The sequence below is a fragment of the uncultured Lutibacter sp. genome (assembly GCF_947493565.1).
Classification (GTDB): domain Bacteria; phylum Bacteroidota; class Bacteroidia; order Flavobacteriales; family Flavobacteriaceae; genus Lutibacter; species Lutibacter aestuarii.
The window spans coordinates 64736-89018 of sequence record NZ_CANLRG010000001.1 but is presented as its reverse complement, the minus strand read 5'-3'; the positions used below and the strand labels follow the sequence as shown (position 1 = coordinate 89018).

The 24283-nt window shown below is 29.6% G+C and carries 17 protein-coding genes; 11 read left to right on the top strand and 6 right to left on the bottom strand.

The genetic code is table 11. The features are described 5' to 3' along the window. Window positions 1–82 precede the first annotated feature (82 nt). The 5 genes from prfB to Q0714_RS00350 all read left to right on the top strand — a co-directional run bounded on the left by prfB (window position 83) and on the right by Q0714_RS00350 (window position 7406). Window positions 83–1189, top strand: a complete 1107-nt coding sequence (prfB, locus tag Q0714_RS00370; protein ID WP_298262308.1) for a peptide chain release factor 2 — start codon at window positions 83–85, stop codon at window positions 1187–1189. After that, on the top strand, window positions 1186–1809 hold the full coding sequence (locus Q0714_RS00365; protein WP_298262307.1) for an HAD family phosphatase: 624 nt from the start codon (window positions 1186–1188) through the stop codon (window positions 1807–1809). Before prfB ends, Q0714_RS00365 begins: the two co-directional genes overlap by 4 nt. A 162-nt stretch (window positions 1810–1971) precedes the next feature. Next, complete coding sequence (locus Q0714_RS00360; RefSeq protein ID WP_298262306.1) at window positions 1972–4362, top strand: outer membrane beta-barrel family protein; 2391 nt, start codon at window positions 1972–1974, stop codon at window positions 4360–4362. A 26-nt stretch (window positions 4363–4388) separates the two neighbouring features. Continuing rightward, complete coding sequence (arsC, locus tag Q0714_RS00355) at window positions 4389–4727, top strand: arsenate reductase (glutaredoxin) (RefSeq protein ID WP_298262305.1); 339 nt, start codon at window positions 4389–4391, stop codon at window positions 4725–4727. Window positions 4728–4946: 219 nt separating this feature from the next. After that, window positions 4947–7406 carry a TonB-dependent receptor gene (locus Q0714_RS00350; protein ID WP_298262304.1) on the top strand — a complete coding sequence of 820 codons (2460 nt, stop codon included), beginning with the start codon at window positions 4947–4949 and terminating at the stop codon, window positions 7404–7406. A 58-nt stretch (window positions 7407–7464) separates the two neighbouring features. On the opposite strand, the gene Q0714_RS00345 is transcribed toward Q0714_RS00350, so the two are convergent. Both Q0714_RS00345 and Q0714_RS00340 read right to left on the bottom strand, forming a co-directional pair. Then, window positions 7465–7629: a hypothetical protein gene (locus Q0714_RS00345; RefSeq protein ID WP_298262303.1), complete on the bottom strand. Its 165-nt coding sequence runs from the start codon at window positions 7627–7629 to the stop codon at window positions 7465–7467. Between the two features lie 94 nt (window positions 7630–7723). Then, complete coding sequence (locus Q0714_RS00340; protein WP_298262302.1) at window positions 7724–9334, bottom strand: fumarate hydratase; 1611 nt, start codon at window positions 9332–9334, stop codon at window positions 7724–7726. A gap of 245 nt (window positions 9335–9579) precedes the next feature. Between Q0714_RS00340 and fumC the strand changes: the two genes are divergently transcribed. After that, a complete protein-coding gene (gene fumC / locus Q0714_RS00335) occupies window positions 9580–10977 on the top strand; it encodes a class II fumarate hydratase (RefSeq protein WP_298262301.1) in 1398 nt (465 codons plus the stop codon). 71 nt (window positions 10978–11048) lie between these two features. On the opposite strand, the gene Q0714_RS00330 is transcribed toward fumC, so the two are convergent. Next, a complete protein-coding gene (locus Q0714_RS00330; protein ID WP_298262300.1) occupies window positions 11049–12233 on the bottom strand; it encodes an acetate/propionate family kinase in 1185 nt (394 codons plus the stop codon). Beyond that, window positions 12234–14327, bottom strand: a complete 2094-nt coding sequence (gene pta / locus Q0714_RS00325; RefSeq protein ID WP_298262299.1) for a phosphate acetyltransferase — start codon at window positions 14325–14327, stop codon at window positions 12234–12236. It abuts the gene before it with no gap. Window positions 14328–14482: 155 nt separating this feature from the next. Here pta and hutI point away from each other — a divergent pair, with 155 nt between their 5' ends. Then, entirely contained in the window at window positions 14483–15718 is a 1236-nt protein-coding gene (gene hutI / locus Q0714_RS00320; protein WP_298262298.1) for an imidazolonepropionase, read from the top strand. 18 nt (window positions 15719–15736) lie between these two features. Here hutI and Q0714_RS00315 read toward each other — a convergent pair whose 3' ends face one another. Together Q0714_RS00315 and Q0714_RS00310 are read right to left on the bottom strand one after the other, a co-directional pair. Continuing rightward, the gene (locus Q0714_RS00315) at window positions 15737–18199 is read right to left on the bottom strand and encodes a polysaccharide biosynthesis tyrosine autokinase (protein WP_298262297.1); all 2463 of its coding nucleotides are present in this window, start codon (window positions 18197–18199) and stop codon (window positions 15737–15739) included. A gap of 8 nt (window positions 18200–18207) precedes the next feature. Then, window positions 18208–18987, bottom strand: a complete 780-nt coding sequence (locus Q0714_RS00310) for a polysaccharide biosynthesis/export family protein (RefSeq protein WP_298262296.1) — start codon at window positions 18985–18987, stop codon at window positions 18208–18210. Between the two features lie 88 nt (window positions 18988–19075). Between Q0714_RS00310 and Q0714_RS00305 the strand changes: the two genes are divergently transcribed. The 4 genes from Q0714_RS00305 to secA all read left to right on the top strand — a co-directional run bounded on the left by Q0714_RS00305 (window position 19076) and on the right by secA (window position 24281). Then, window positions 19076–19852, top strand: a complete 777-nt coding sequence (locus tag Q0714_RS00305) for an O-methyltransferase (RefSeq protein WP_298262295.1) — start codon at window positions 19076–19078, stop codon at window positions 19850–19852. A 25-nt stretch (window positions 19853–19877) separates the two neighbouring features. Continuing rightward, entirely contained in the window at window positions 19878–20453 is a 576-nt protein-coding gene (locus tag Q0714_RS00300) for a cob(I)yrinic acid a,c-diamide adenosyltransferase (RefSeq protein WP_298262294.1), read from the top strand. A gap of 89 nt (window positions 20454–20542) precedes the next feature. After that, window positions 20543–20764, top strand: a complete 222-nt coding sequence (locus Q0714_RS00295; protein ID WP_168815980.1) for a DUF2795 domain-containing protein — start codon at window positions 20543–20545, stop codon at window positions 20762–20764. 175 nt (window positions 20765–20939) lie between these two features. Further along, a complete protein-coding gene (gene secA, locus Q0714_RS00290; protein WP_298262293.1) occupies window positions 20940–24281 on the top strand; it encodes a preprotein translocase subunit SecA in 3342 nt (1113 codons plus the stop codon). The last annotated feature ends 2 nt before the right edge of the window (window positions 24282–24283 follow it).

Below are 24283 nucleotides of genomic sequence, written 5' to 3'. Positions count from 1 at the left end.
ATCCATCTAATAAATTTAGTCTTAAAATTAATTTTCATTGTTTAAAAATGAAAGATTATTTTTGTATTACTTAAACACGGATATGATTTCAAACGAACAACTAAATAAATTACAAGAACGAATTAGCAAGTTAAAAACTTACCTTGATATTGACAAGAAAATAATTGAAGTAATAAATGAAGAAGAGAAAGCTGCAAATCCAAATTTTTGGAATAACCCAAAAGAAGCAGAACTTTTAATGAAAGACCTTCGTTCCAAAAAAAAATGGGTAGAAGATTTTAACACCATAACCACTAATTTAGAAGAAATTTCTATTTTATTTGAATTCTTTTCCGAAGGAGAAGCTTCTGAAGATGATGTTGAAAAATTATACAATACAACTTTACATTTAGTAGAAAGTTTAGAGTTTAAAAATATGCTTTCTGATGAGGGTGATAATTTAAGTGCTGTGCTCCAAATAACAGCAGGTGCAGGTGGTACTGAAAGTTGTGATTGGGCTCAAATGTTAATGCGTATGTATATGATGTGGAGTGAAAAACAAGGTTATAAAATTAAAGAATTAAACTTTCAAGAGGGTGATGTTGCTGGAATAAAAACAGTAACATTAGAAATTGATGGTGAATATGCTTTTGGATATTTAAAAGGCGAAAATGGTGTACACCGCTTAGTTCGTATTTCTCCATTTGATAGTAATGCAAAGCGCCATACTTCTTTTGCTTCTGTATATGTATACCCGTTAGCTGATGATAGTATAGAAATTGATATAAATCCATCAGAAATAACTTGGGAAACTATGAGAGCAAGTGGTGCTGGTGGTCAAAATGTAAATAAGGTTGAAACTGCTGTTCGATTACGCCATAAGCCATCTGGTATTATGATTGAAAATTCCGAAACTAGATCTCAACTAGAAAATAAAACCAAAGCCTTACAATTATTAAAATCGCAATTGTATGAAATTGAACTTCAAAAGCAACGTGAAAAACGCAATGAGATTGAAGCTAATAAAATGAAAATTGATTTTGGTTCGCAAATTAGAAATTACGTAATGCATCCATACAAATTAGTTAAAGATGTAAGAACCAATTTCGAAACTGGCAATGTAGATGCTGTTATGAATGGTGATTTAGATGGTTTTATTAAAGCATATTTAATGCAACAAGGACAAAAAGATACTAGTACAGAACTATGATAAAAAAAGAATTTGACACAATTATTTTTGATTTAGGTGGTGTTTTAGTCGACTGGAAACCTGAGTATGTTTACCGTAAAGTTTTTAATTACAATGAAGAAAAAGTGCAATGGTTTTTAAACACCATTTGTACCCCACAATGGAATATGGAACAAGATGCAGGCAGAACCATTGAAGAAGCTGTTAAACTTAAAGTTACTGAATTTCCAGAATATGAAAAATGGATTAAATTATACTACAACCATTGGCATCATATGTTTTCAGGAGCAATTAAAGAAAATGTTGAAATTTTTAAAAAACTAAAAATAAGCGGTAACTATAAAATTTATGCCTTAACTAATTGGAGTGCTGAAAAATGGGATATGGCTTTAAACTTATTTCCTTTTTTTTATGATTTTGATGGTGTCGTAGTTTCAGGTAAAGAAAAAACGAGAAAACCATACTTAAAAATTTACAATATTATTTTAAATAGATATCAAATAAACCCAAAAAAAACATTATTTATTGATGATAATTTAGATAATATTAAGGCAGCAGAAAAACTCAATATAACTGGAATTCATTTAGAAAATCCTACACAGCTTTCAAATAAATTAAATAAATTTAGCTTAAACTTTTAGACTTCTCTAAATTTATCTTTTAAAAAGCTAATAAACAGCAAAATATTTAACATAAACTGTTAATTATTCATAATAATTTGTATTTTTGAAATTATGAAAAAGTTAAGCAATCGTTATTAAAACGATTCTGAAAAATTGTTATGATAAATTAAATAGAATTATATGAAAAGAATTTTACTATTACTAATTATACTAACCCCATTTTTAAGTATTAGTCAAAACAACAACCCCAAAACATATTCAATATCAGGAAAAATTATAGATGCAGAATCTAAAATTCCTATCGAACTTGCGTCAATAATTTTTAAAAATCTAAATTCTAATGTAATTAAATATGGAGCTATCACAAACTCTCGTGGTAATTTTTCCATTGACGTAGAAGAAGGAACATATAATGCTACTGTTGAATATATTTCTTACAAAACAAAAAAATTAAACATTTCAAACATCACCAAAGATTTTAATTTAGGTACCATTTTATTAGAGCTTGATACTGAATTTTTAAAAGAAGTTGAAATCGTTGCAGAAAAAAAAGCTGTAGAATTTAAACCTAATAAAATTGTTTTTCATGTAGCGAAAGATATTGTTTCTAGTAGCGGCGTTGCTACAGATGTATTAAATAATATTCCTTCAGTTTCAGTAGATTCCAACGGAAATATTACCGTACAAGGTCAAAGTCATGTTCAAGTAATGATAAATGGAAGAACATCTTCAATGTCTGGAGTTGATGCCTTAAAATCATTACCTGCTGGCGCAATTGAAAATATTGAAGTAATTACTAATCCAGGTGCTCAATACAGTTCTTCCGCATTAAGTGTTATAAATATTATTTTAAAAAAAGGTAAAGACCAAGGTTTAAACGCATCACTTACGGCAACGGCTGGTCACAAAGATTATTCAGGAGGATTGTTTACATTAAATAATAAAGATGAAAAAATTAACTTCTTCATAAACTCATCGTATAACAAAAGTAACCCTATTAAAAATTCGTTTTTAGAAAGCGAATATTTTGAAAATAATAATACCATTTCATTTTTAAATGAAGGAAGTGAGTTTAATAACAAAAGAGAAGCTTTGTATGGAACTATAGGTACTGATTTTTACTTATCTAAAAGAAGCACCTTAACTACAAGCATTAATTATCAGAAAGTAATCAATAAAAGTAACACATTAACCAATTCTGAGATTTTTGATAACACTTATAATTTTATAGAATCTAATGATAGAAATCATAATGGAAAGTTAACTAATGAAATGATTGAATTTATTTCAGATTTTACCCATAATTTTAAAAAGGAAGGAAAAAGTTTAACAGCATACATCTCACATACTAAGGATATTGACAATGTTATTAATTCCATTGAAAATACCAACCCTAATTTTACAAACGAATATAATAAGGAAAAAAACAAACTTACAAATAACTCTTTTGAAGTTAAGTATGTGAGTCCTGTAAATAAAACTTCTACTTATACTTTAGGAGTCAAAGGAAATTATTATAAAATTCCTTTTAAATATATAAGTGGACTAGAAATTAATAATATTAACTATACTGAAAATGTAACTGCAGCTTTTATAGAATTTGAAAATGAAAGTGAAAAATTCTATTATGGGCTAGGGCTACGAACAGAGTTTATGGAATTAAAGGCAAACTATTTGACTTTAAATGAGGTTCAAAAAAATAATTATAACGAAATTTTACCCTCTGCCTATTTTGAGTATAGCCTAAGTGATTTCAAGAGTTTAAGCTTAAGCTTGTCAAGAAAATTAGCTACTCCAGGCTATTCTAGTTTACAACCTTACGAACAAAAATACAGTGAAACTTCTTCCTATATTGGAAATCCTGCCTTAAAACCTATCTATATTGATGCTGCAAATTTATCATACACATACTATGGAACTAAAATTACATTTGCACCATCACTCTTTTATCAAAAATTTAAAGGATATTGGCAAGAGGTTACTTATGAAACTGGTGAACAAATTAATACTATTAAAAAAGTTATCACTACACCTATTAATTTAGGTAAAGTAGATTATTATGGTGTTAACTTAAACACCATGTACAAACCTAATCAATTTTTAAATTTTACTGCTAATTTTAATCTTGTAAATTTTGATCAAACAGGAACATTTAAAACTATCAATGCCGCTAACGAAATTATTATATTAGACTATAATAAAGCTAGTATTGATGGTTCTTTTAGTTTATTAACACAAATAAAAATACCAAAAGTTTTTAATTTTCAAATAAATGCCAAACACCATCTAATTTCTGAAGGCTCCTATTCAACAAGAAAAGCATATACCTATGCAAGCGCAGCTATTAATAAAGATTTATTTAATAATGATGCCTCTTTTAGCTTAAGAGTTGATGATTTATTTTTATCAAATGAAATAGATAGAAACAGGTTTAATACCAACTACTTTTCTAAAAGCTTAATTAAAAATAAATATAGAACTATCTTATTTTCATTTACTTACAGATTTAATCAAAGTAAAAAAGACAGGCAAATTGATTTTAATAAAAAAGATCTTAAACCCAATTTTTAATTATTATTTTTGTTAAAATTTAACGTATGAAAATTTATCACAATCCTCGTTGCAGTAAAAGTCGCCAAGGACTTACTATCTTAGAAAACTCTAATTTCGAATTTGAAATTATAAAATATTTAGAATCATCTATCTCTAAAGAAGAATTGCAAAATATTTTAAATCTTTTAAACATATCTCCTATAGATTTAGTTAGAAAAAATGAATCCATTTGGAAAGAAAATTATAAAGGAAAAGAACTATCTGACGATGATATTATAACTGCAATGGTTGAAAATCCAAAATTAATTGAAAGACCAATAGTAATTAATAACGGTAAAGCTGTAATTGGACGCCCACCAGAAATCATAAAAACTATCCTCTAAAATTTAAGTTTTTTTTAACACTCATTTTTAATAAAAATTAACACTAAAATCAAATTTTTAAAACATTCAAAATACTTATTATCAACCACTTACATTAAAATAATACTAGTTTATTATTTAACTATTAACATTATTTACTAAACAATCATTAACACTAGTTAACACTAAATTATACGTTCCTAAACTATATTTGTAGTGTAATTAACTAAAAAAAGATTAATGAGAAATTTAACAATTATTATATTATTTTGTTTAGTCACTTTTTCAATAAATGCGAATGTTTCTACTTTGAATGATAAAGTAACTTTAACAGGAAAAGTAATTGATAACGAAACCAAACAAGCTCTAGAATACGCAACAATTGTAGTTAAAACCCTAGATAATAAAATTATTACGGGAGCAATAACTGATAGTAAAGGAGAGTTTGAAATTCAAGTTTCAAGAGGAGTATATAACATATCTATTGAATTTATTTCATTTAAAACTAAGAATTTTAACAACATCAAAGTATCTGGCGCTACAGATTTAGGTGTCATTTCTCTTGAAGTTAATGCAGAAACCTTAAATGAAGTAGAAGTTATTGCAGAAAAAAGTACTGTTGAAATTCGTTTAGATAAAAAAATATACAATGTAGGTAAAGACATGACAGTTAAAGGTGGTACTGCTTCAGACGTTTTAGATAACGTTCCATCTGTTTCTGTTGATGTTGAAGGTAATGTGAGCTTACGAGGTAATGAAAATGTTAGAATATTAGTAAATGGTAAACCTTCTGGATTAGTAGGTTTAAGCGGTACTGATGCTTTACGCCAATTGCCAGCAGATGCCATTGAAAAAGTAGAAGTTATTACCAGTCCGTCAGCTAGATATGAAGCTGAAGGTACTGCTGGAATTTTAAATATCGTTTTACGTAAAGGAAAGGCGCAAGGATTTAATGGTTCTTTAACAGCAACTGCTGGTATTCCAGATAATTTTGGTGGCTCTGTAAATTTAAATTACCGTACAAACAAGGCTAATTACTTTACAAGTACTGGCTATAATTACAGAAATGCTCCTGGTAATTCTAAAAATAATACCACCTATTTTGATGATACTGGAGAAATCTTAAATTACAGAAACGAAAAAAGAACATACGATAGAGAAAATAATCGTTTTAACACTAGATTTGGTGTTGAATATTTTTTAACAGATAAAGCTTCAATTACTGGAACGGTTCTCTACAGAAAATCTGATGGAGATGATGTATCAACAAATTTTAGCAATTTATTTAACTCAAATAAAGATTTAATTGAAACTTTTGAACGTATTGAAACCGAAAAAGAAAATGATGAAACCACTGAATATTCTTTAAATTTTACACAAAATTTTAAAAACGATGGACATAAATTAATTTTAGATTTTCAATATGGAAAAAGTGTAGAGAATAGTAATGCTTACATCAAAGATTTTAATCCTGAAAGAAATTTTACCGATGAAGAATCAAAAGATATGTTAATTAAAGCCGATTACGTGTTACCTCTTGGAAAAGACGCTCAATTTGAGTTTGGCTTTAAGGCTGATTTAAATGATTTAAATACCGATTATTTAGTTGAAAGCTTTAACGAAGAAACCAATGAGTTTTATAACAATACCAATTTTTCTAACACATTAAAATTCGAACAAGATATTTATGCTTTATATACTCAATACGGTAAAAAAATTGATAAATTTTCTTATCTATTAGGTATTAGAATGGAAACTACAGATAGAAAAATAAATTTACTTCAAACCAATGAAGTTTTCAATAAAAAATTCACAGAATTTTTCCCAACAGTAAACTTAGGGCTAGAATTTAATGATTCTGAGAGTTTAACTTTAGGATATAGCAGAAGGTTAAGAAGACCAAGAAGCTGGTTTTTAAATCCTTTTGAATCAAGAACCAGTGAAACGTACATTAGAACTGGAAATATTAATCTTGACCCAACATACACTAATTCTTTTGATTTAGGGTTTTTAAAAAGATGGGATAAATTTACTTTCAATTCTTCTATTTACTATCAACATGCAATAAATAATATAGAAATGGCTCAAGTTGATGAATGGAGAGACAAAGAAGGAAATGTAATTACAAATCCTGATGCTCAAAACCCAAATCATATAAAAGTTATTATAAGAAGTCCTATAAATTTAAGCTCACAAGATAGGTATGGTTTTGAATTTACTACAAACTATAACCCTTTTAAATGGTGGAGACTTAACAATAGTTTTAACTTTTTTAAATCTGTTACTGACGGTGAATTTAATAATATTAGCTATGATTCTGATGATGTTAGTTGGTTCACTAGAATGGTATCTAGAGTTACTTTACCAGGAGAAATAGATTGGCAAACAACTGGATTTTATATGGGACCATCTGAAGGAGCACAATCCAAAAGAGAAGGAATGTTAAGTGTTAACCTAGCTTTCAGTAAAGATATTTTTAAAGAGAAAGGAACTATTTCTCTTAATGTAAGCGATTTATTTAACACTCGAAAAAGAAAATCTACAAGCTATTCTCCAACCACAGAATCTATAGGAGAATTTCAATGGAGAGAACGACAAATATTGTTAAATTTTACGTATAGATTCAATCAAAAGAAAAAACGTGAAAGACCTCAAAATAATTACGATGGTGGTGGTGAAGAAGAAATGTTTAAAGCATAAAAACAAAAAAGGGACAATTTATAAATTGTCCCTTTTTTTATTTATATAAAATAAAGTATTATTTTTTTGCTGCTTTTTCTTCTTTTCTATATTTCCAAGTTTCTCTAAAATACCCCACTAACCAATAAGGGATTACAAAAGTTAATAAGAAAATCATTAACCAAAACCCCATAGTGAAGATTGTTAAGAAAACTAAGAAACCTGAAAATTGAGATAAATCCATAACTGTTTTATGTTGTTTTAAACTTTTTTACAAAATTAAAATTTATTTTTAATTAATCTAACAACTTTTTATTTTTTTAATGACCTTTCTTATTTTATGAATTAAATTCTGCAAAAAAATCATTCCCCTTATCATCAACTAATAAAAATGCTGGAAAATCTTCAATTCTAATTTTACGAACTGCTTCCATTCCTAATTCTGGAAAATCAACAACTTCAACAGATTTAATACTATTTTTAGCTAAAATTGCTGCCGGTCCTCCAATGGAACCAAGATAAAAACCACCATTCGCCTTACAAGCATCTGTAACTTGTTTTGAGCGATTACCTTTTGCAACCATTACCATACTACCACCCACTTTTTGGAAAGCATCAACATATGGATCCATACGTCCTGCAGTTGTTGGTCCAAAACTACCTGAAGCCATTCCTTTCGGTGTTTTAGCTGGTCCAGCATAATAAATTGGATGGTTTTTAAAATATTCTGGCATTTCTTCTCCTTTGGCTAACATTTCACTAATTTTAGCATGAGCCATATCACGAGCTACAATCAATGTTCCTCGTAGGTTAAAACGTGTTTTTACTGGATGCTTTGAAAGTTCTTCTCTAATTTTATCCATTGGTTGATCTAAATCTAACTCAATAGCGTTTGCTAAATGTGGTGCTTCTTTTGGTAAAAATTGTCCTGGATTTTTCTCTAATTCTTCAAGAAAAATACCTTCTCCAGTAATTTTAGCTTTTACATTACGATCGGCGCTACAACTAACCCCTAACCCTACAGGACACGATGCAGCATGGCGTGGTAAACGAATGACACGTACATCATGTACAAAATATTTTCCGCCAAATTGAGCTCCTACTCCACTTTCTTGACAAATTTTTGTAATTTTTTCTTCCCATTCCAAATCTCGAAAGGCTTGTCCGCCATCATTTCCTTTGGTTGGTAAATGATCTAAATAACCAGCAGATGCCTTTTTTACAGTAGCCAAATTAGCTTCAGCAGAAGTACCTCCAATTACAAAAGCTAAATGATAAGGTGGGCAAGCGGAAGTGCCTAAATCCATAATATGTTTTTTTACAAAATTGGTTAGGTTTTCTTCTGTTAACAATGACTTTGTCATCTGATATAAATAAGTTTTATTTCCTGAACCACCTCCTTTGGTAATAAATAAAAATTCGTATTTATTTCCTGTTTCTGCATAAATATCTATTTGAGCAGGAAGGTTGTTGCCTGAATTTTTTTCTTCTAACATTGTTTGAGGAACAATTTGAGAAAAACGCAGATTATCCGTTTGATACGTATTGTAAACCCCCTTTGAAATGTATTCAGCATCATTTACACCAGTATAAACATCTTCTCCTTTTTTAGCTACACAAATTGCAGTTCCAGTATCTTGGCAAGTTGGTAACTCTCCAGAGGCTGCTACCATTTGGTTTAACAGCATAGTATAAGCAACAAAACGATCGTTATCCGTAGCTTCAGGATCTTTTAAAATAGCTTCTAATTTTTTTAAATGAGAGGCACGTAAATAAAAAGAAACATCATGATATGCTGTTTGAGAAAGCAGTTCAAGACCTTCTGGTGCAACTTTTAAAATTTTTCTCCCATCAAACTCTATAACTGAAACATAATCTTTAGTTAATAACTTATATTTTGTAGTGTCCTTTGTAATAGGAAAAGGTTTTTGATATTTAAATTCAGACATCTTATTATATGTTTTTTGAAATTCATTTTAACTCTTACAAATATACGATGGAAGAAGAAAATAGTTGATATAAAAGGCGATTAATCCTCTTTGTAAATGAAAAAAAATTAAAAAATGTGACGATTTTAAAAAGTAATTTTAAGTAAATGCTCTATAGGAAGTTCATTTAATGTTTTTTGGTTGCACATAATAGCAAAACATACAATTTATTAATTTAATACTTATATTTAAACTAAAAATATAACATGAAGTACAGAATTGAAAAAGACACGATGGGAGAAATTAAAGTTCCTGCAAATAAATACTGGGGAGCTCAAACAGAACGTTCTAGAAATAATTTTAAAATAGGTTCTTCAAGCTCTATGCCAATAGAAATAATCTATGGCTTTGCCTACCTTAAAAAAGCTGCTGCACATGCAAATTGTGAATTAGGTGTTTTATCAAAAGAAAAAAGAGATGTAATTTCTACCGTTTGTGATGAAATATTAGATGGAAAACTTGATGATCAATTTCCACTCGTAATTTGGCAAACTGGTTCAGGAACACAAAGCAATATGAATTGTAACGAAGTAATTGCTAACAGAGCACACGAAATTTCTGGAAAAGTTATAGGTAAAGGAATAAAAAATATTCAACCAAATGACGACGTGAATAAATCACAATCAAGTAACGACACATTCCCTACAGGAATGCATATTGCTTGTTATAAAATGATAGTAGAAGTTACAATTCCTAGCATAAAAAAATTAAGAGATACGCTTCAAGTAAAATCTGAAGAATTTAAAACTATTATTAAAATTGGTCGCACACATTTAATGGATGCCACTCCTTTAACTTTAGGGCAAGAATTTTCTGGTTATGTTTCACAATTAAACCACGGATTAAAAGCATTACAAAACACATTGCCACATTTAGCCGAATTAGCTCTAGGAGGAACGGCTGTTGGTACTGGTTTAAATACACCTAAAGGGTACGATGTTTTAGTCGCCAAAAAAATTGCTGAGTTTACAGGGTTGCCTTTTATAACTGCCGAAAATAAATTTGAAGCTTTGGCTTCACATGATGCCATTGTGGAAAGCCATGGAGCATTAAAACAGTTAGCAGTTTCATTGAATAAAATTGCCAATGATATTAGAATGATGGCTTCAGGACCCCGTTCAGGAATTGGTGAATTATTGATACCTGCAAATGAACCTGGAAGTTCCATTATGCCAGGTAAAGTTAATCCTACTCAAGCTGAATCTTTAACAATGGTGTGTGCACAAGTTATGGGTAATGATGTAGCAATTACTGTTGGTGGAACTCAAGGACATTACGAATTGAACGTTTTTAAACCAATGATGGCTGCTAATTTTTTACAATCAGCTCGCTTATTGGGTGATGCCTGTGTTAGCTTTAATGATAATTGTGCTGTAGGCATTAAAGTAAATAATGAGAGAATTAAAGAACTTTTAAATAATTCATTAATGCTAGTTACAGCTTTAAATCCTAAAATTGGGTATTATAAAGCTGCTGAAATTGCAACAAAAGCACACGAAAATGGTACTACTTTAAAAGAAGAAGCTATTCGTTTAGGATATGTAACTCCTGAAGAATATGATTCTTGGGTTAAACCTGAAGATATGATTGGCTCTTTAAAATAATTGTTGGCTCATTTTTAAAACAAAAAAAGCATTGAAACCTTCAATGCTTTTTGTTTAAATAATCTATTTTATTAACTAATTAATTGAAAAGACTGTTTTGCTATTTCAACTTCTTCATTCGTAGGAACAATTAATATTTTAACTTTTGAATTTTCTTTATGAATTTCGGTTAGTTTTTTAGCTCTAACTTTATTCTTCTCTTCATCTAATTCAATTCCTAAATAAGTCATATTTGTACAAACTAATTTTCTAATTACGTCAGAATTTTCACCTATACCAGCTGTAAAAACTATAGCATCCAATCCATTCATAATTGCTGCATAAGAACCAATATACTTTTTAATTCTATAAGCATTCATATCTAAAGCTAATTGACACTCTTTATTTCCTTTCTCAGCTTCAGATTCTATATCACGTAAATCACTATATCCAGTTAACCCATACATTCCACTTTCGTTTTGTAGCATAGATTTTACTTCTTCTAATTGATACCCTAAATTATTTACTAAATGAAAAATTATAGCTTGGTCTATGTCTCCACTTCTACTCCCCATAATAAGCCCCGTAACAGGTCCAAAGCCTAGAGAATGATCTATGCTTTTTCCATTTTTAACTGCGGTCATACTACATCCATTTCCTAAATGGATGGTAATAATATTAGATTTTTTAAGTTTTAAATGTGCTATTGCTTTTTCAGATACATATTTATGACTTGTTCCGTGGAAACCATATACACGAATATTTTTTTCGTTTAAAAATTTATTTGGTATAGCGTATTTATAAGCTTCAATTGGAATACTTTGGTGAAAAGCAGTATCAAAAACTGCAATTTGTTTTGCATTTGGAAAAATAGTTTCTGCAACTAAAATTCCTTCATAGTTTGGCGGATTATGCTGTGGTGCTAATGAAAATAATGCTTTTATTTTATCTTTTACCTTTTGGTTAACTACTGTAGTATTAGAAAATGTACTACCTCCATGAACCACTCTATGACCTACTGCCTCAATTTCTGAAGTAGATTTAATAACTCCTACTTTTTCATCTAACAACAAACTTACAACCTTTTCTAAACCAACTTTATGGGTTGGAATATTTACAACTTCATCAATCTTATTTTTATTTGATTTATAATGAATTTCGGCGTCATTTAAACCAATTCTTTCTACTAAACCTGAACAAATAACTTCTTCTTGAGGCATATTAAATAATTGATATTTAATTGAAGAACTGCCACTATTAATTACTAAAATTTTCATTTATATTCCTTGTGCTTGTATTGCTGTTAAAATAACCGTATTAAAAATATCATCTATGGTACAACCTCTACTTAAATCGTTTACAGGCTTATTTAAACCTTGTAACATTGGTCCAATTGCTAATGCTCCTGTTTCTCTTTGAACAGCCTTGTAGGTATTGTTCCCTGTATTAAGGTCTGGGAAAATTAAAACATTTGCTTGACCTGCAACTTCCGATTCTGGTAATTTACTTTTACCTACAGAAGCATCTACAGCTGCGTCGTATTGAATAGGTCCTTCTACTTTTAAATCTGGTCTAGTTTGTTTCACTATTTCCGTTGCTTTTCTTACTATGTCCACATCTTCACCCTTTCCTGATGCTCCAGATGAGTAAGAGAGCATGGCAATTTTAGGGTCAATTCCAAAGTTTTTACTTGAATCTGCTGATGATATTGCTATTTCTGCTAACTGTTCTGCAGTTGGATTAGGATTGATAGCACAGTCACCAAATACTGAAACTCTATCATCTAAACACATAAAAAATATTGAAGAGACTACAGAAACTCCTGGCTTAGTTTTAATAAACTGTAAAGCTGGTCTAATAGTGTGCTGTGTAGTATGAGCTGCTCCTGAAACCATTCCATCCGCTAAACCTTTATAAACCATCATAGTTCCAAAATAAGAAACATCTCCCATTAAATCTGCTGCAACATCAATGGTTAACCCTTTATTTTTTCTTAAATCAAATAAGGTATTTGTAAAATCTTCATAATAATCAGATTCAATTGGATTGATAATATTTAGTTTGCTTAAATCTAATTTTAAACCTAATCGAAGAATTTTATTTTCAATTTTATCTTTGTTTCCTAAAATAGTTAAATCAACAATATCTTGTTCAATTAAACGAACAGCGGCTGTAATAATTCTATCATCATTCCCTTCAGGTAAAACTATATGCTTACGTATATTGCGAGCTCTTTTTAATAAGTTGTATTGGAACATTCTAGGCGTAATGCCGTTTCCTTTAAATGTTATTAACTTTTCATTTAATTTTTCTATTTCAATATACTTATCAAACGTATTTAAGGATAAATTAATTTTTTCTTTATTATCTGCGTACATATGTGAGCGAACTGCTCCAATTTTATTTGCAACGTCAAATGTTCCTTCTTGTACAGATAGAATTGGAAGCTTTTGAGGCAAACCTTCAATTAATTTAACTATTGGTTCTTCTGGAATGATACCTCCTGTAAGAACTATACCAGACATTGATGGATAATTAGAAGAAATGTTTGCTTGTAAAGCACCTAAAATTATATCTGCTCTATCTCCAGGAGTTATAATTAAACAATTTTCTTCTAAATGAGTTAAGTAATTACGCAATTGCATTGCTCCTACTTTAAAGCTAGTGGTTTGGTTATTTATATGATCTTCACCAAATAAAACTTTAGCATCTACTGCTTTTGCAATTTCTTTAATGGTAGGATTATTTAACGATGGAATAAGTGGAATAGCATTTACCAAAATATCTTTAGGTAAATTCTTTTTAACACCACTTTTAACAATTTCTAAGTTCTTTTCTTGCACTTTATTTGCAATAACAGCAACTACCTCAACTTCTTTATCTTCAAAAGAATCATATGCCAAGTGCAATCCTCCAATAAACTCCTCTAATGTTTTACCAATTCCGCTAGAAACAATAATTGCAGGTATTCCAAGATTTTTTGCAATTAAAATATTAGCATCTAACTCAATAGCAGTACCTTCTCCAGAGAAATCGGTACCTTCAACCAACATAAAATCGTTTTTTTCTTCTAAAGCCTTATACTTTTCAATAATAGTATCAAAAATTTCACCATCTTTTCCTTTATTCCGCTTATTTATAAACTCGGTCCTCGTAAAAGCATAGGCATCATTGGGTTTAATATCTAAGTCAAAGTGTGTAATAATAGTGTTGATGTGATTGTCTTTTTTTCCTTTTTTTACATCATCTATTATGGGTCTAAAATACCCAACTTTAGGTGTTTTTCCTAACAGCATTCTCATTAGTCCTAAAGTTACAATTGATTTACCGCTATTAGCTTCACTCGTTGCTATATAAATGGCTTTATTCATTTTTTTAAATTTTTTGCAAAGATACTTTAATTCGTTGTTTATACCTTAGAAATTGCGTATAATTTTAGTGACATTTGTCACATATATCATTCTAAAAAATCATCTTAATTCTCTTTAAAATATTTCTATCTTTGAATTCATAAATTTAAAGAAAAATGACCACATTAATTATTAATATTAAAGAGCTACTTCAAGTTGAAAATACACCAAAAAAAATGGTAGCTGGAAAAGACATGAAGGTTTTACCAACTATTAAAAATGCTTTTTTATTAATTAACGATGATTGCATTATAGATTTTGGTCAAATGAAAGATTTATCAGAAATAACTTCTGATCAACTGATTGATGCCACTGGGAAAATTGTACTTCCTACTTGGTGCGACAGCCATACTCATATAGTTTATGCTGGAAATAGAGAGCAAGAGTTTGTTGACAGAATAAATGGACTGACTTATGAAGAGATTGCGAAAAATGGTGGAGGGATTTTAAATTCAGCTAAAAAATTACAAAATACTTCAGAAGAAGAGCTCTACAAACAATCTGCAAAAAGAGTTGAGGAAGTTATGAAGTTAGGTACTGGGGCAGTTGAAATTAAATCGGGGTACGGCTTAACAAAGGAAGCAGAATTAAAAATGCTTAGAGTTATAAAAAAATTAAATGAAGTCTACCCTATCACCATTAAAGCGACTTTTTTAGGCGCTCACGCACTACCTTTAGAATATAAAAACAATAAAGTTGGGTATTTAAATGAAGTAATTCATGAAATTCTACCAATTGTAGCCCAAGAACATTTGGCAGAATTTATTGATATTTTTTGTGAAACAGGTTATTTTAGTGTTGAAGATACTGAAAAACTATTACAAGCAGCAGCTAACTATGGATTAAAACCTAAAATTCATGTAAATCAATTTACAGCAATAGGCGGAGTGCAAGCAGGGATAAAATTCAATGCTCTTTCTGTAGATCATTTAGAGGAAATGAGAATTGAAGATATTGAAGCCCTAAAAAACTCAAACACTATGCCAATAGCATTGCCATCTTGTTCTTACTTTTTAAGCATCCCATACACTCCTGCAAGAAAAATGATAGATGCTGGATTACCATTAGCTTTAGCGACAGATTACAATCCTGGCTCTACCCCTTCAGGAAATATGAATTTTGTTGTTTCCACAGCCTGTATTAAAATGAAAATGACTCCAGAAGAAGCCATAAATGCAGCTACCATTAATGCAGCATACGCAATGGGTCTAGAAAAAACGCATGGAAGTATTTGCAAAGGAAAAAAAGCCAATTTTATAATTACAAAAGAAATACCTAGTTATTATTTTTTACCTTATTCTTTTGGCAATAACCATATAGAAAAGGTTTATATTAATGGAAAGCTTATATAGATTAGTTAAGTAACTTTTCTATTTATTCTTTTTCCAATTAAATATCTTTTTAAAAAAAGATTTATTTTCAATCTGATGGTATCCTTTTGCATATTTTCCATAACCGTAGCCATAGCCATAGCCATATCCGTAACCATAACCATATTTATAGTTAATTTTAAAATCGTTTAAAACAAAACTAATATTTGAAATTTCTTCTTTACTGTACTTCTCATTAATCATCTTTAACATTCCCTTTTGAGAGTATAATTGTCTAATTACATAAATAGTAGAATCTGCATATTTTAATAATTCTACTGCATCACTAACTAAACCAATTGGAGGGGTATCTAAAATTATATAATCATATTTATCTTTTAGGCTATTAATCAAATCTTCTGTTGCCTCTGAAATTAACAATTCTGAAGGATTTGGAGGTACAGGTCCTGAAGTAATTACATCTAAATTTGGAATTTTTGTTTTTTTAATAATTTCATCTTCAGATGCTTCTCCAATCAAATAATTAACTACACCCACTTCATTTGACAATTCAAAATCATCAAAAATTCTAGGCTTTCTTAAATCTAAACCAACCAATATTGTTTTTTTACCTCCCATAGCAAAAACTGTTGCTAAATTGATTGATAAAAAAGTTTTACCTTCACCACTTACAGATGAAGTTGTAATAATAGTTTTTGATTTTCCTTTAACATGCCTTGTAAATAAAAACTGAATATTGGAGCGTAATGCTCTAAAAGATTCTGCAACGGTAGATTTAGGTTTTAAAAAAACTGCTAAATTATTAATTGCAGTATTTCTACCAACAACCCCAAGAATTGGAATTGGAGAAATTCGTTCAATATCATCGGTAGTGTGTATTCTAGTATCTAAAATTTCTTTAGCAATAATTACAAATAATGGCAAAATGGTACCTAGCAGTAAAGCAATCATATAATTAAATGAAACTCTAGGTAAAATTGCTCCTTGTCCTGTATCTTTAGCCGTATCTAATACAGAAATATCTGAAACACTTGCTGCTATTGCAATTTCGGCTTCATATCTTTTTTGCATAAGAAAAACATAGTTTGATTCTGTTAAACTATATTTTCTTTGATAATTTAATAATTTTTGTTCTTTATTAGGAAGTTTATTTAATTCGTAGTTATAACTACTTAGCCTTCTTTTACTATTTTCAAGCGTAACTCTAGTAATTTCTTTTAAAGAAGTTAAATTTTCTAATAAAACAGTTCTGGTAGTTTCAACATCTTTTTTAACTTGTATTAATGATGGATGATTTTCTGTGACTTCACCTTTTAATTTATCTTTTTTAATTGACAACTCTGTTAACTTACCTACCATTTCAGATATGGATCCATCTTCGATATTAATAATTGCTGGGGCTGGTATATTGGTATAACTTGTATGAGTTTTTATATAGTTTTCAAGAATATTAAAATACTCAATACGATCTATTAAACTTTTCTGAATTTTATCTAAACTTGTGGTTTGTGAAAATATTTCGCTTCCTTCAGCAGATAATTGATATATTAAATTGTCTTGTTTAAATTTCCCTATTTTATCTTCAATCAGTTTTAAACTATCGGAAGTGTTTTTAAATTGTGCATCTATAAATTCTTTGGTGCTTCTGGCGTAATTTGTTTTTTGTTCTAATTCATCTTCAGCTAAAACTTCAACTGTTTTGTTTAAAAAATCTACTATTCTATTTTTATTGGTTCCGGTTAAAGTAAGTTCTATTAACGAAGTTCCTGCCAAACCTTTTGCGCTTACACCTTGATATAAACTAGTGATTTGGTTAATGGAATTTAATTTAATATAATAAAATTGTCCGGCCAAAGAACTCACACTACTAGCTTTTGGTTCAATTTGAGCTTTTAAAAATGGTAAGTTTATATATTCATTTACCAAATATGTTTTTGAAAATTTAGCATTTTCAAAAGTGTAAGGTTTGGTTGTTTCGTTAGTGTAGTTAATTAATCGGTAATTGTTTTCTTCATTAAAATCAACCGTTAAGGTAAATTTTTCATTATCTATAAATTGAATTTTAATGAGAGTATTCAGCAGTTGAAATTGATTGGGTTGCAATTTTAACACAAAAGGAGTTTTTCCATACACATCTTCATTTCTGAAACGACCTTCTTTTAAATAATCAACATAAAATTGCAATCTTCTCACAACTTTTTCATTATGAGATCTTGATATTAATGCTTTTCTAATAGATTCAACCTTATCGCTAACTCCTCCCCAATTGAATGCAATATTGGTCCCTGAGGAAAAAAGCGGATTTGATTTTTCTTTTACAACAATTGTAGTTTTTAATCCATAAATTTTTTCTGTAGAAATATTAAAATAATATGCTATGGCTAAGGCTAAAGCAATGGTTAAAACAAACCATTTCCAATTGTATAAAATTCTAAATAAATAATCTTTAATATTTGAAATTTGTTCACTTGGGTTTTCAATAAATTTGAATTTATTATCCATATTTAAAATTATAAATTTTTAACCAATAAAACAGTACTTGCCAAAAATGAAAGTACGGTAACAACTGTAGAGAATGTTTGAAATCCAGTAGTTCCTATCCCCCAAGATTTTTGTTTTAATGGTGCAACATAAATAATATCATTTGGCTTTATATAAAAGTTTTCAGATTCAAAAACTTCTATTTCAGTAAGGTTTACGTTGTATTTTTTTACCCCATCTAATGTTTTTCTAATTATGGTAATGTTTTGTTTGTTTCCATAAGAAGTTATCTCTCCTGAGTTCGCAATTGCATCTACAATTGAAACTTGGTTTTGTAGTAAATTTTTAGTCCCAGGAGAACCTACTTCACCTGTAACAATAAAATTAATTCCTCCTAATTTAACAGTTACAAAAACCGATTCGGTGTTTTTTAAAAATTTTTGTAATTCTATTTCAATTTTTTGTCTAATTTCTTTTTCAGTATAACCTAAAACATTTAAATCACCAATGTACGGTATTCTAATATTTCCATGTCTATCAACTGTGTATCCATTAAAATAAAGATTTCCTCCTGTATTTGAACCACTACCTACTGAAGCACTGGTTTTAAACAGCGCAACTAGTTCAGGGTTCTCTGCTTTAAGGTCAATATGAAGTATATCATTAACCTGTAACCTATAAGGTTCATTATTTAACTTATAAATATCTGTTTTTTTTAATGGTTCTCCTTGAAAATACGTTGTTCTTTTAGTAGAAACACAAGACGAAAGTAAACCTAAAACTAAAATGTAATAAAATAATTTCTTCATATAAATTTTATGGAGGTTAAGGCAAATATAATTTTAAATAGCGTATTAAAATAATTTTTAAACTATTTTCGCATTAAAATAAGCTTGTATGTGGTTTAAACTTACTTCATATCTAAAATTTCTAACAACATCAACTAATCAACATGGAGTGCATTCTCCTTTTGTTTATCATTTAGTTACTCAATGTTTTTATACCAATACAAGTGTACAAAAAACAATAGCATTCCAAAAAATTAAACAATCACTTTTTAAAAATAAAAAAGCAATTGAAGTCACTGATTTTGGACAAGGCTCTAAGGTTTTTAAAAATAACGTTCGAAAAATTGCTGATATTGCTAAAGTGGCAGGAATTACTCAAAAAAGAGCATTGCTATTAATTAGGATTGTGGAGTATTTTCAAATTCAAAATGTTTTAGAAATTGGCACTTCAGTTGGGTTGAGTACTTCTGCTTTAAGCATTGGTAATCCTAAAGCAAATATTACGACTTTAGAAGGTTGTAAAAATACAGCTAATGCTGCTGAACAATTATTTCAAAAATTCAACCTTCAAAATATTGTGCTTATAACAGGAAATTTTAACAGCACTTTACCTAAAACAATTAAAAATAATGTTTATGATATGATATACTTTGATGGAAATCATCAAAAAGAAGCTACCATTAACTACTTTAAAATTTGCCTAAAATCTATACACAACAATTCTGTATTTATTTTTGATGATATTAATTGGTCACAAGAAATGCAACAAGCTTGGCAAGAAATTATTAAACATCCACAAGTTACAGTTACTATTAATACTTTTTATTGGGGTTTTGTATTTTTTAGAAAAGAACAAAAAAAACAACATTTTACAATTAGAGTCTAACTAAAATATTAACTATTTTTACCGTATGAAAATATATACAAAAACTGGAGATAAAGGACAAACTTCATTATTTGGAGGAACAAGAGTCCCAAAATATCATTTACGAATTGAAGCTTATGGAACTGTTGATGAACTAAATTCATATATTGGGCTTATTCGTGATCAAAAAATTGACGATTATACCTCACATATTTTAATAAAAATTCAAAATGAGCTTTTTACTTTAGGTGCTATGTTAGCAACACCTCCTGATAAGAAAGTTTTAAAAAGTGGAAAAGAACGCTTAAACATTCATCAAATTAACACCAATTCAGTACAATTATTAGAAGTTGAAATAGATAATATGAATGAGGAATTACCTCCAATGACTCATTTTGTTTTACCAGGTGGCCATACCACAGTGTCATTTTGTCATATTGCCCGATGTATTTGTAGAAGAGCTGAAAGAATAGTAGCTCAGCTTAGTGATGAAAGCACCGTTGATACACAAATTTTAATTTATTTAAATAGACTTTCTGACTTTCTTTTTGTACTGGCACGAAAATTGACTAAGGATAATAACGCTCAAGAAATACGTTGGATTCCTGAGAAAATAAAATAAGTTCTTTCAAAAAGTGAAAAAAAACAACAAATAACTTGCTTCTTAGTTTAAAAAATTTATTTTTGCAAAAAATTTAATACAAAAAGATTATGTATTGGACATTAGAATTAGCATCCTATCTAGCAGATGCACCTTGGCCGGCAACAAAAGATGAATTGATTGATTATGCAATTAGAACAGGAGCACCATTAGAAGTTGTTGAAAATCTTCAAGAAATTGAAGATGAGGATGAGAATTTTGAATCAATTCTTGAAATATGGCCTGATTACCCTTCCGAAGAAGATTATCTCTGGAATGAAGATGAATATTAGGTATAATTTATAATTTCAAAAAAAGTCTCAATTGAGACTTTTTTTTGCTTTAAACTTTAAATTTAAACATATTTTAAGGCAATTAAAATTTAAATATTTTAAATTCGCTTACAGTAAAAAATAACAAAAAAACTCCTTTAAAAAAGGGCAATAATAAAATTTTGAAATAATAATTATGAGTATTATAAATTCAGTACTTAAAGTATTTGTTGGTGATAAAAAGAAGAAAGATTTGAAATTGCTTCAGCCTGTAGTTACCAATGCTGCTACTTTCGAAAGTGAAATGGCAAACTTAACTAACGATCAATTAAGAGATAAAACAAATTATTTTAAGCAGAAAATAAATGATGCAACAAAAGATTTAACTCTTAAAATTAAAGCATTACAAGATGAAGCACACGATGCAAATGTTGATAGAAAAGAAGAAATTTATACTGAAATTGATCAATTAGAAGATGAATCATACGAAACTTCTGAAAAAGTACTCAATGAAATAATGCCTGAAGCTTTTGCAGTAATTAAAGAAACGGCAAAACGCTTTACTGAAAATGAATCAATTACCGTTACTGCAACTCCTTTTGACAGAGAACTTTCTGCAACTAGAGAAAACATTACACTCGACAACGAAAAAGCTATTTGGGCAAATAAATGGAATGCTCAAGGAAAAGAAGTTACTTGGGATATGATTCATTATGATGTTCAGTTAATTGGTGGTTCTGTACTTCATCAAGGAAAAATTGCTGAAATGATGACTGGTGAAGGTAAAACATTGGTTTCTACTTTACCTGTTTATCTAAATGCTTTAACTGGAAAAGGTGTTCACGTAGTTACCGTTAATGACTATTTAGCAAAACGGGATGCCGCTTGGATGGGACCTGTTTTTGAATTTCATGGCTTAAGTGTTGATTGTATTGATCATCACCAACCAAATTCTGATGCCAGAAGAAAGGCATATAATTCAGATATTACGTATGGTACAAATAACGAATTTGGTTTCGATTATTTACGCGATAATATGGCGCACTCGCCTAACGATTTAGTACAACGACCACACAATTATGCCATTGTTGATGAAGTGGATTCAGTATTAATTGATGATGCTCGTACACCATTAATTATTTCGGGTGCAACAGCCAATGCAGATAGACACGAATTTAATGAACTAAAACCAAGTGTTGATAAAATTGTTTCTATACAAAGAAATTATTTAACTGGTGTTTTAGCCGAAGTAAAAAAATTAATTAAAGAAGGTAACACTAAAGATGGTGGATTTTTATTACTTCGTGTATACAGAGGTCTCCCAAAAAGTAAAGCTTTAATAAAATTTTTAAGTCAAGAAGGCATCAAACAACTTTTACAGAAAACGGAAAATTTCTACATGCAAGATAATAACCGTGAAATGCCAAAAATTGATGAAGAATTATATTTTGTTATTGATGAAAAAAACAACTCTATTGAGCTAACTGATAAAGGTATTAACTTTTTATCTGGAGATGATGGTGATGAAAACTTTTTTGTACTTCCAGATTTAAGTACTGAAATTGGTGAAATAGATAGCAGTAATCTTTCACCAGAAGAAACTGCAAATAAAAAAGACGAATTATATCGTGAATTTAGTATCAAAAGCGAACGAATTCACACAATGAACCAGCTATTAAAAGCATATACCCTGTTTGAAAAAGATGTGGAGTATGTAATTATGGATGATAAAATTAAAATCGTAGATGAACAAACTGGCCGTATTATGGATGGTCGACGCTATTCAGACGGATTACATCAAGCAATTGAAGCCAAAGAAAATGTAAAAATTGAAGCTGCAACTCAAACCTATGCCACAGTTACACTTCAAAACTACTTTAGAATGTACCGAAAACTTTCAGGTATGACAGGTACTGCCATTACAGAAGCTGGCGAATTTTGGGATATTTACAAATTAGATGTTGTTGAAATTCCTACAAATTTACCGCTACAACGTAATGATAAAGAAGATTTAGTTTATAAAACCAAACGTGAAAAGTACAATGCAGTAATTGAAGAAATTGAAAACTTAGTGAATCAAGGTCGCCCTGTTTTAGTAGGTACAACTTCTGTTGAAATTTCCGAATTATTAGGTAGAATGCTTGCCATTAGAAAAATACCACACAACGTATTAAATGCCAAATTACATAAAAAAGAAGCAGACATAGTTGCTCAAGCTGGTAATGCTGGTGTAGTAACTATTGCAACCAATATGGCTGGTCGTGGTACAGATATTAAATTATCTGATGAAGTTAAAGCCGCTGGAGGTTTAGCTATTATTGGTACAGAGCGTCATGATTCTCGTCGTGTTGACCGTCAGTTGCGTGGTCGTGCAGGTCGTCAAGGAGATCCAGGCTCTTCTCAATTCTACGTTTCATTAGAAGACAACTTAATGCGTTTATTTGGTTCTGAAAGAATTGCCAAAATGATGGATAGGATGGGCTTACAAGAAGGAGAAGTTATCCAACATTCTATGATAAGTAAATCAATTGAACGTGCTCAACGTAAAGTTGAAGAAAATAACTTTGGTGTTCGTAAACGTTTATTAGAATATGATGATGTTATGAACTCGCAACGTGAAGTAGTGTATAAACGTCGTCGTCATGCATTGTATGGAGATCGCTTGCAAGTTGATATTGTAAATATGGTTTATGATACTTGTAACTTATTGGTAAGAGAAAACAAATTAACAAACGACTTTCAAAACTTTGAATTCGAATTAATCCGTTTTTCTTCAACTAGTTCTCCTTTTACAGAAGAAGAGTTTAAAACTTTATCTGAACAAGAACTAACAGATCAGCTTTTTGACATAGTGTATAAACATTACAAAGAAAAATTAGAACGAAGCGCCAAAGCTGCTTATCCTGTTATTAAAGATGTTTATGAAAACCAAGGTGATAAATACGAAAGAATTGTAGTTCCTTTTACTGACGGAACAAAAGAATTAAAAGTAGTAACTAATTTAAAGGAAGCTTATGAAACAGGTGGAAAAGGATTGGTTACTGATTTTGAGAAAAATATTACACTTGCCATTATTGATGATACTTGGAAAGATCATTTACGTCAAATGGATGAATTAAAACAATCTGTTCAAAATGCTACCTATGAGCAGAAAGATCCATTATTAATTTACAAGTTTGAATCTTTTGAATTATTTAATGGTATGCTTGATAAAGTAAATAAAGAAGTTTTATCCTTCTTATTTAAAGGTGAATTACCTTCTCAAGATGCAAGTCAAGTTTCACAAGCTAGAGAACAAAAACGTGAAAAAGTACAGTTGAGTAAAGAAGATTATCAAAGTCCTACTGAAGGTACACAAACCAATCAAACTCAACAACCTCAAGTAGTTGAAACTATTGTTCGTTCTGAACGTAAAATTGGTAGAAATGAAAAAGTGACTATTAAAAATGTTATGAGTGGTGAAAATAAATCTTTAAAATACAAACAAGCAATTCCTTTAATTCAAAAAGGTGAATGGGTGTTGGTTGAAGAAGAATAAGG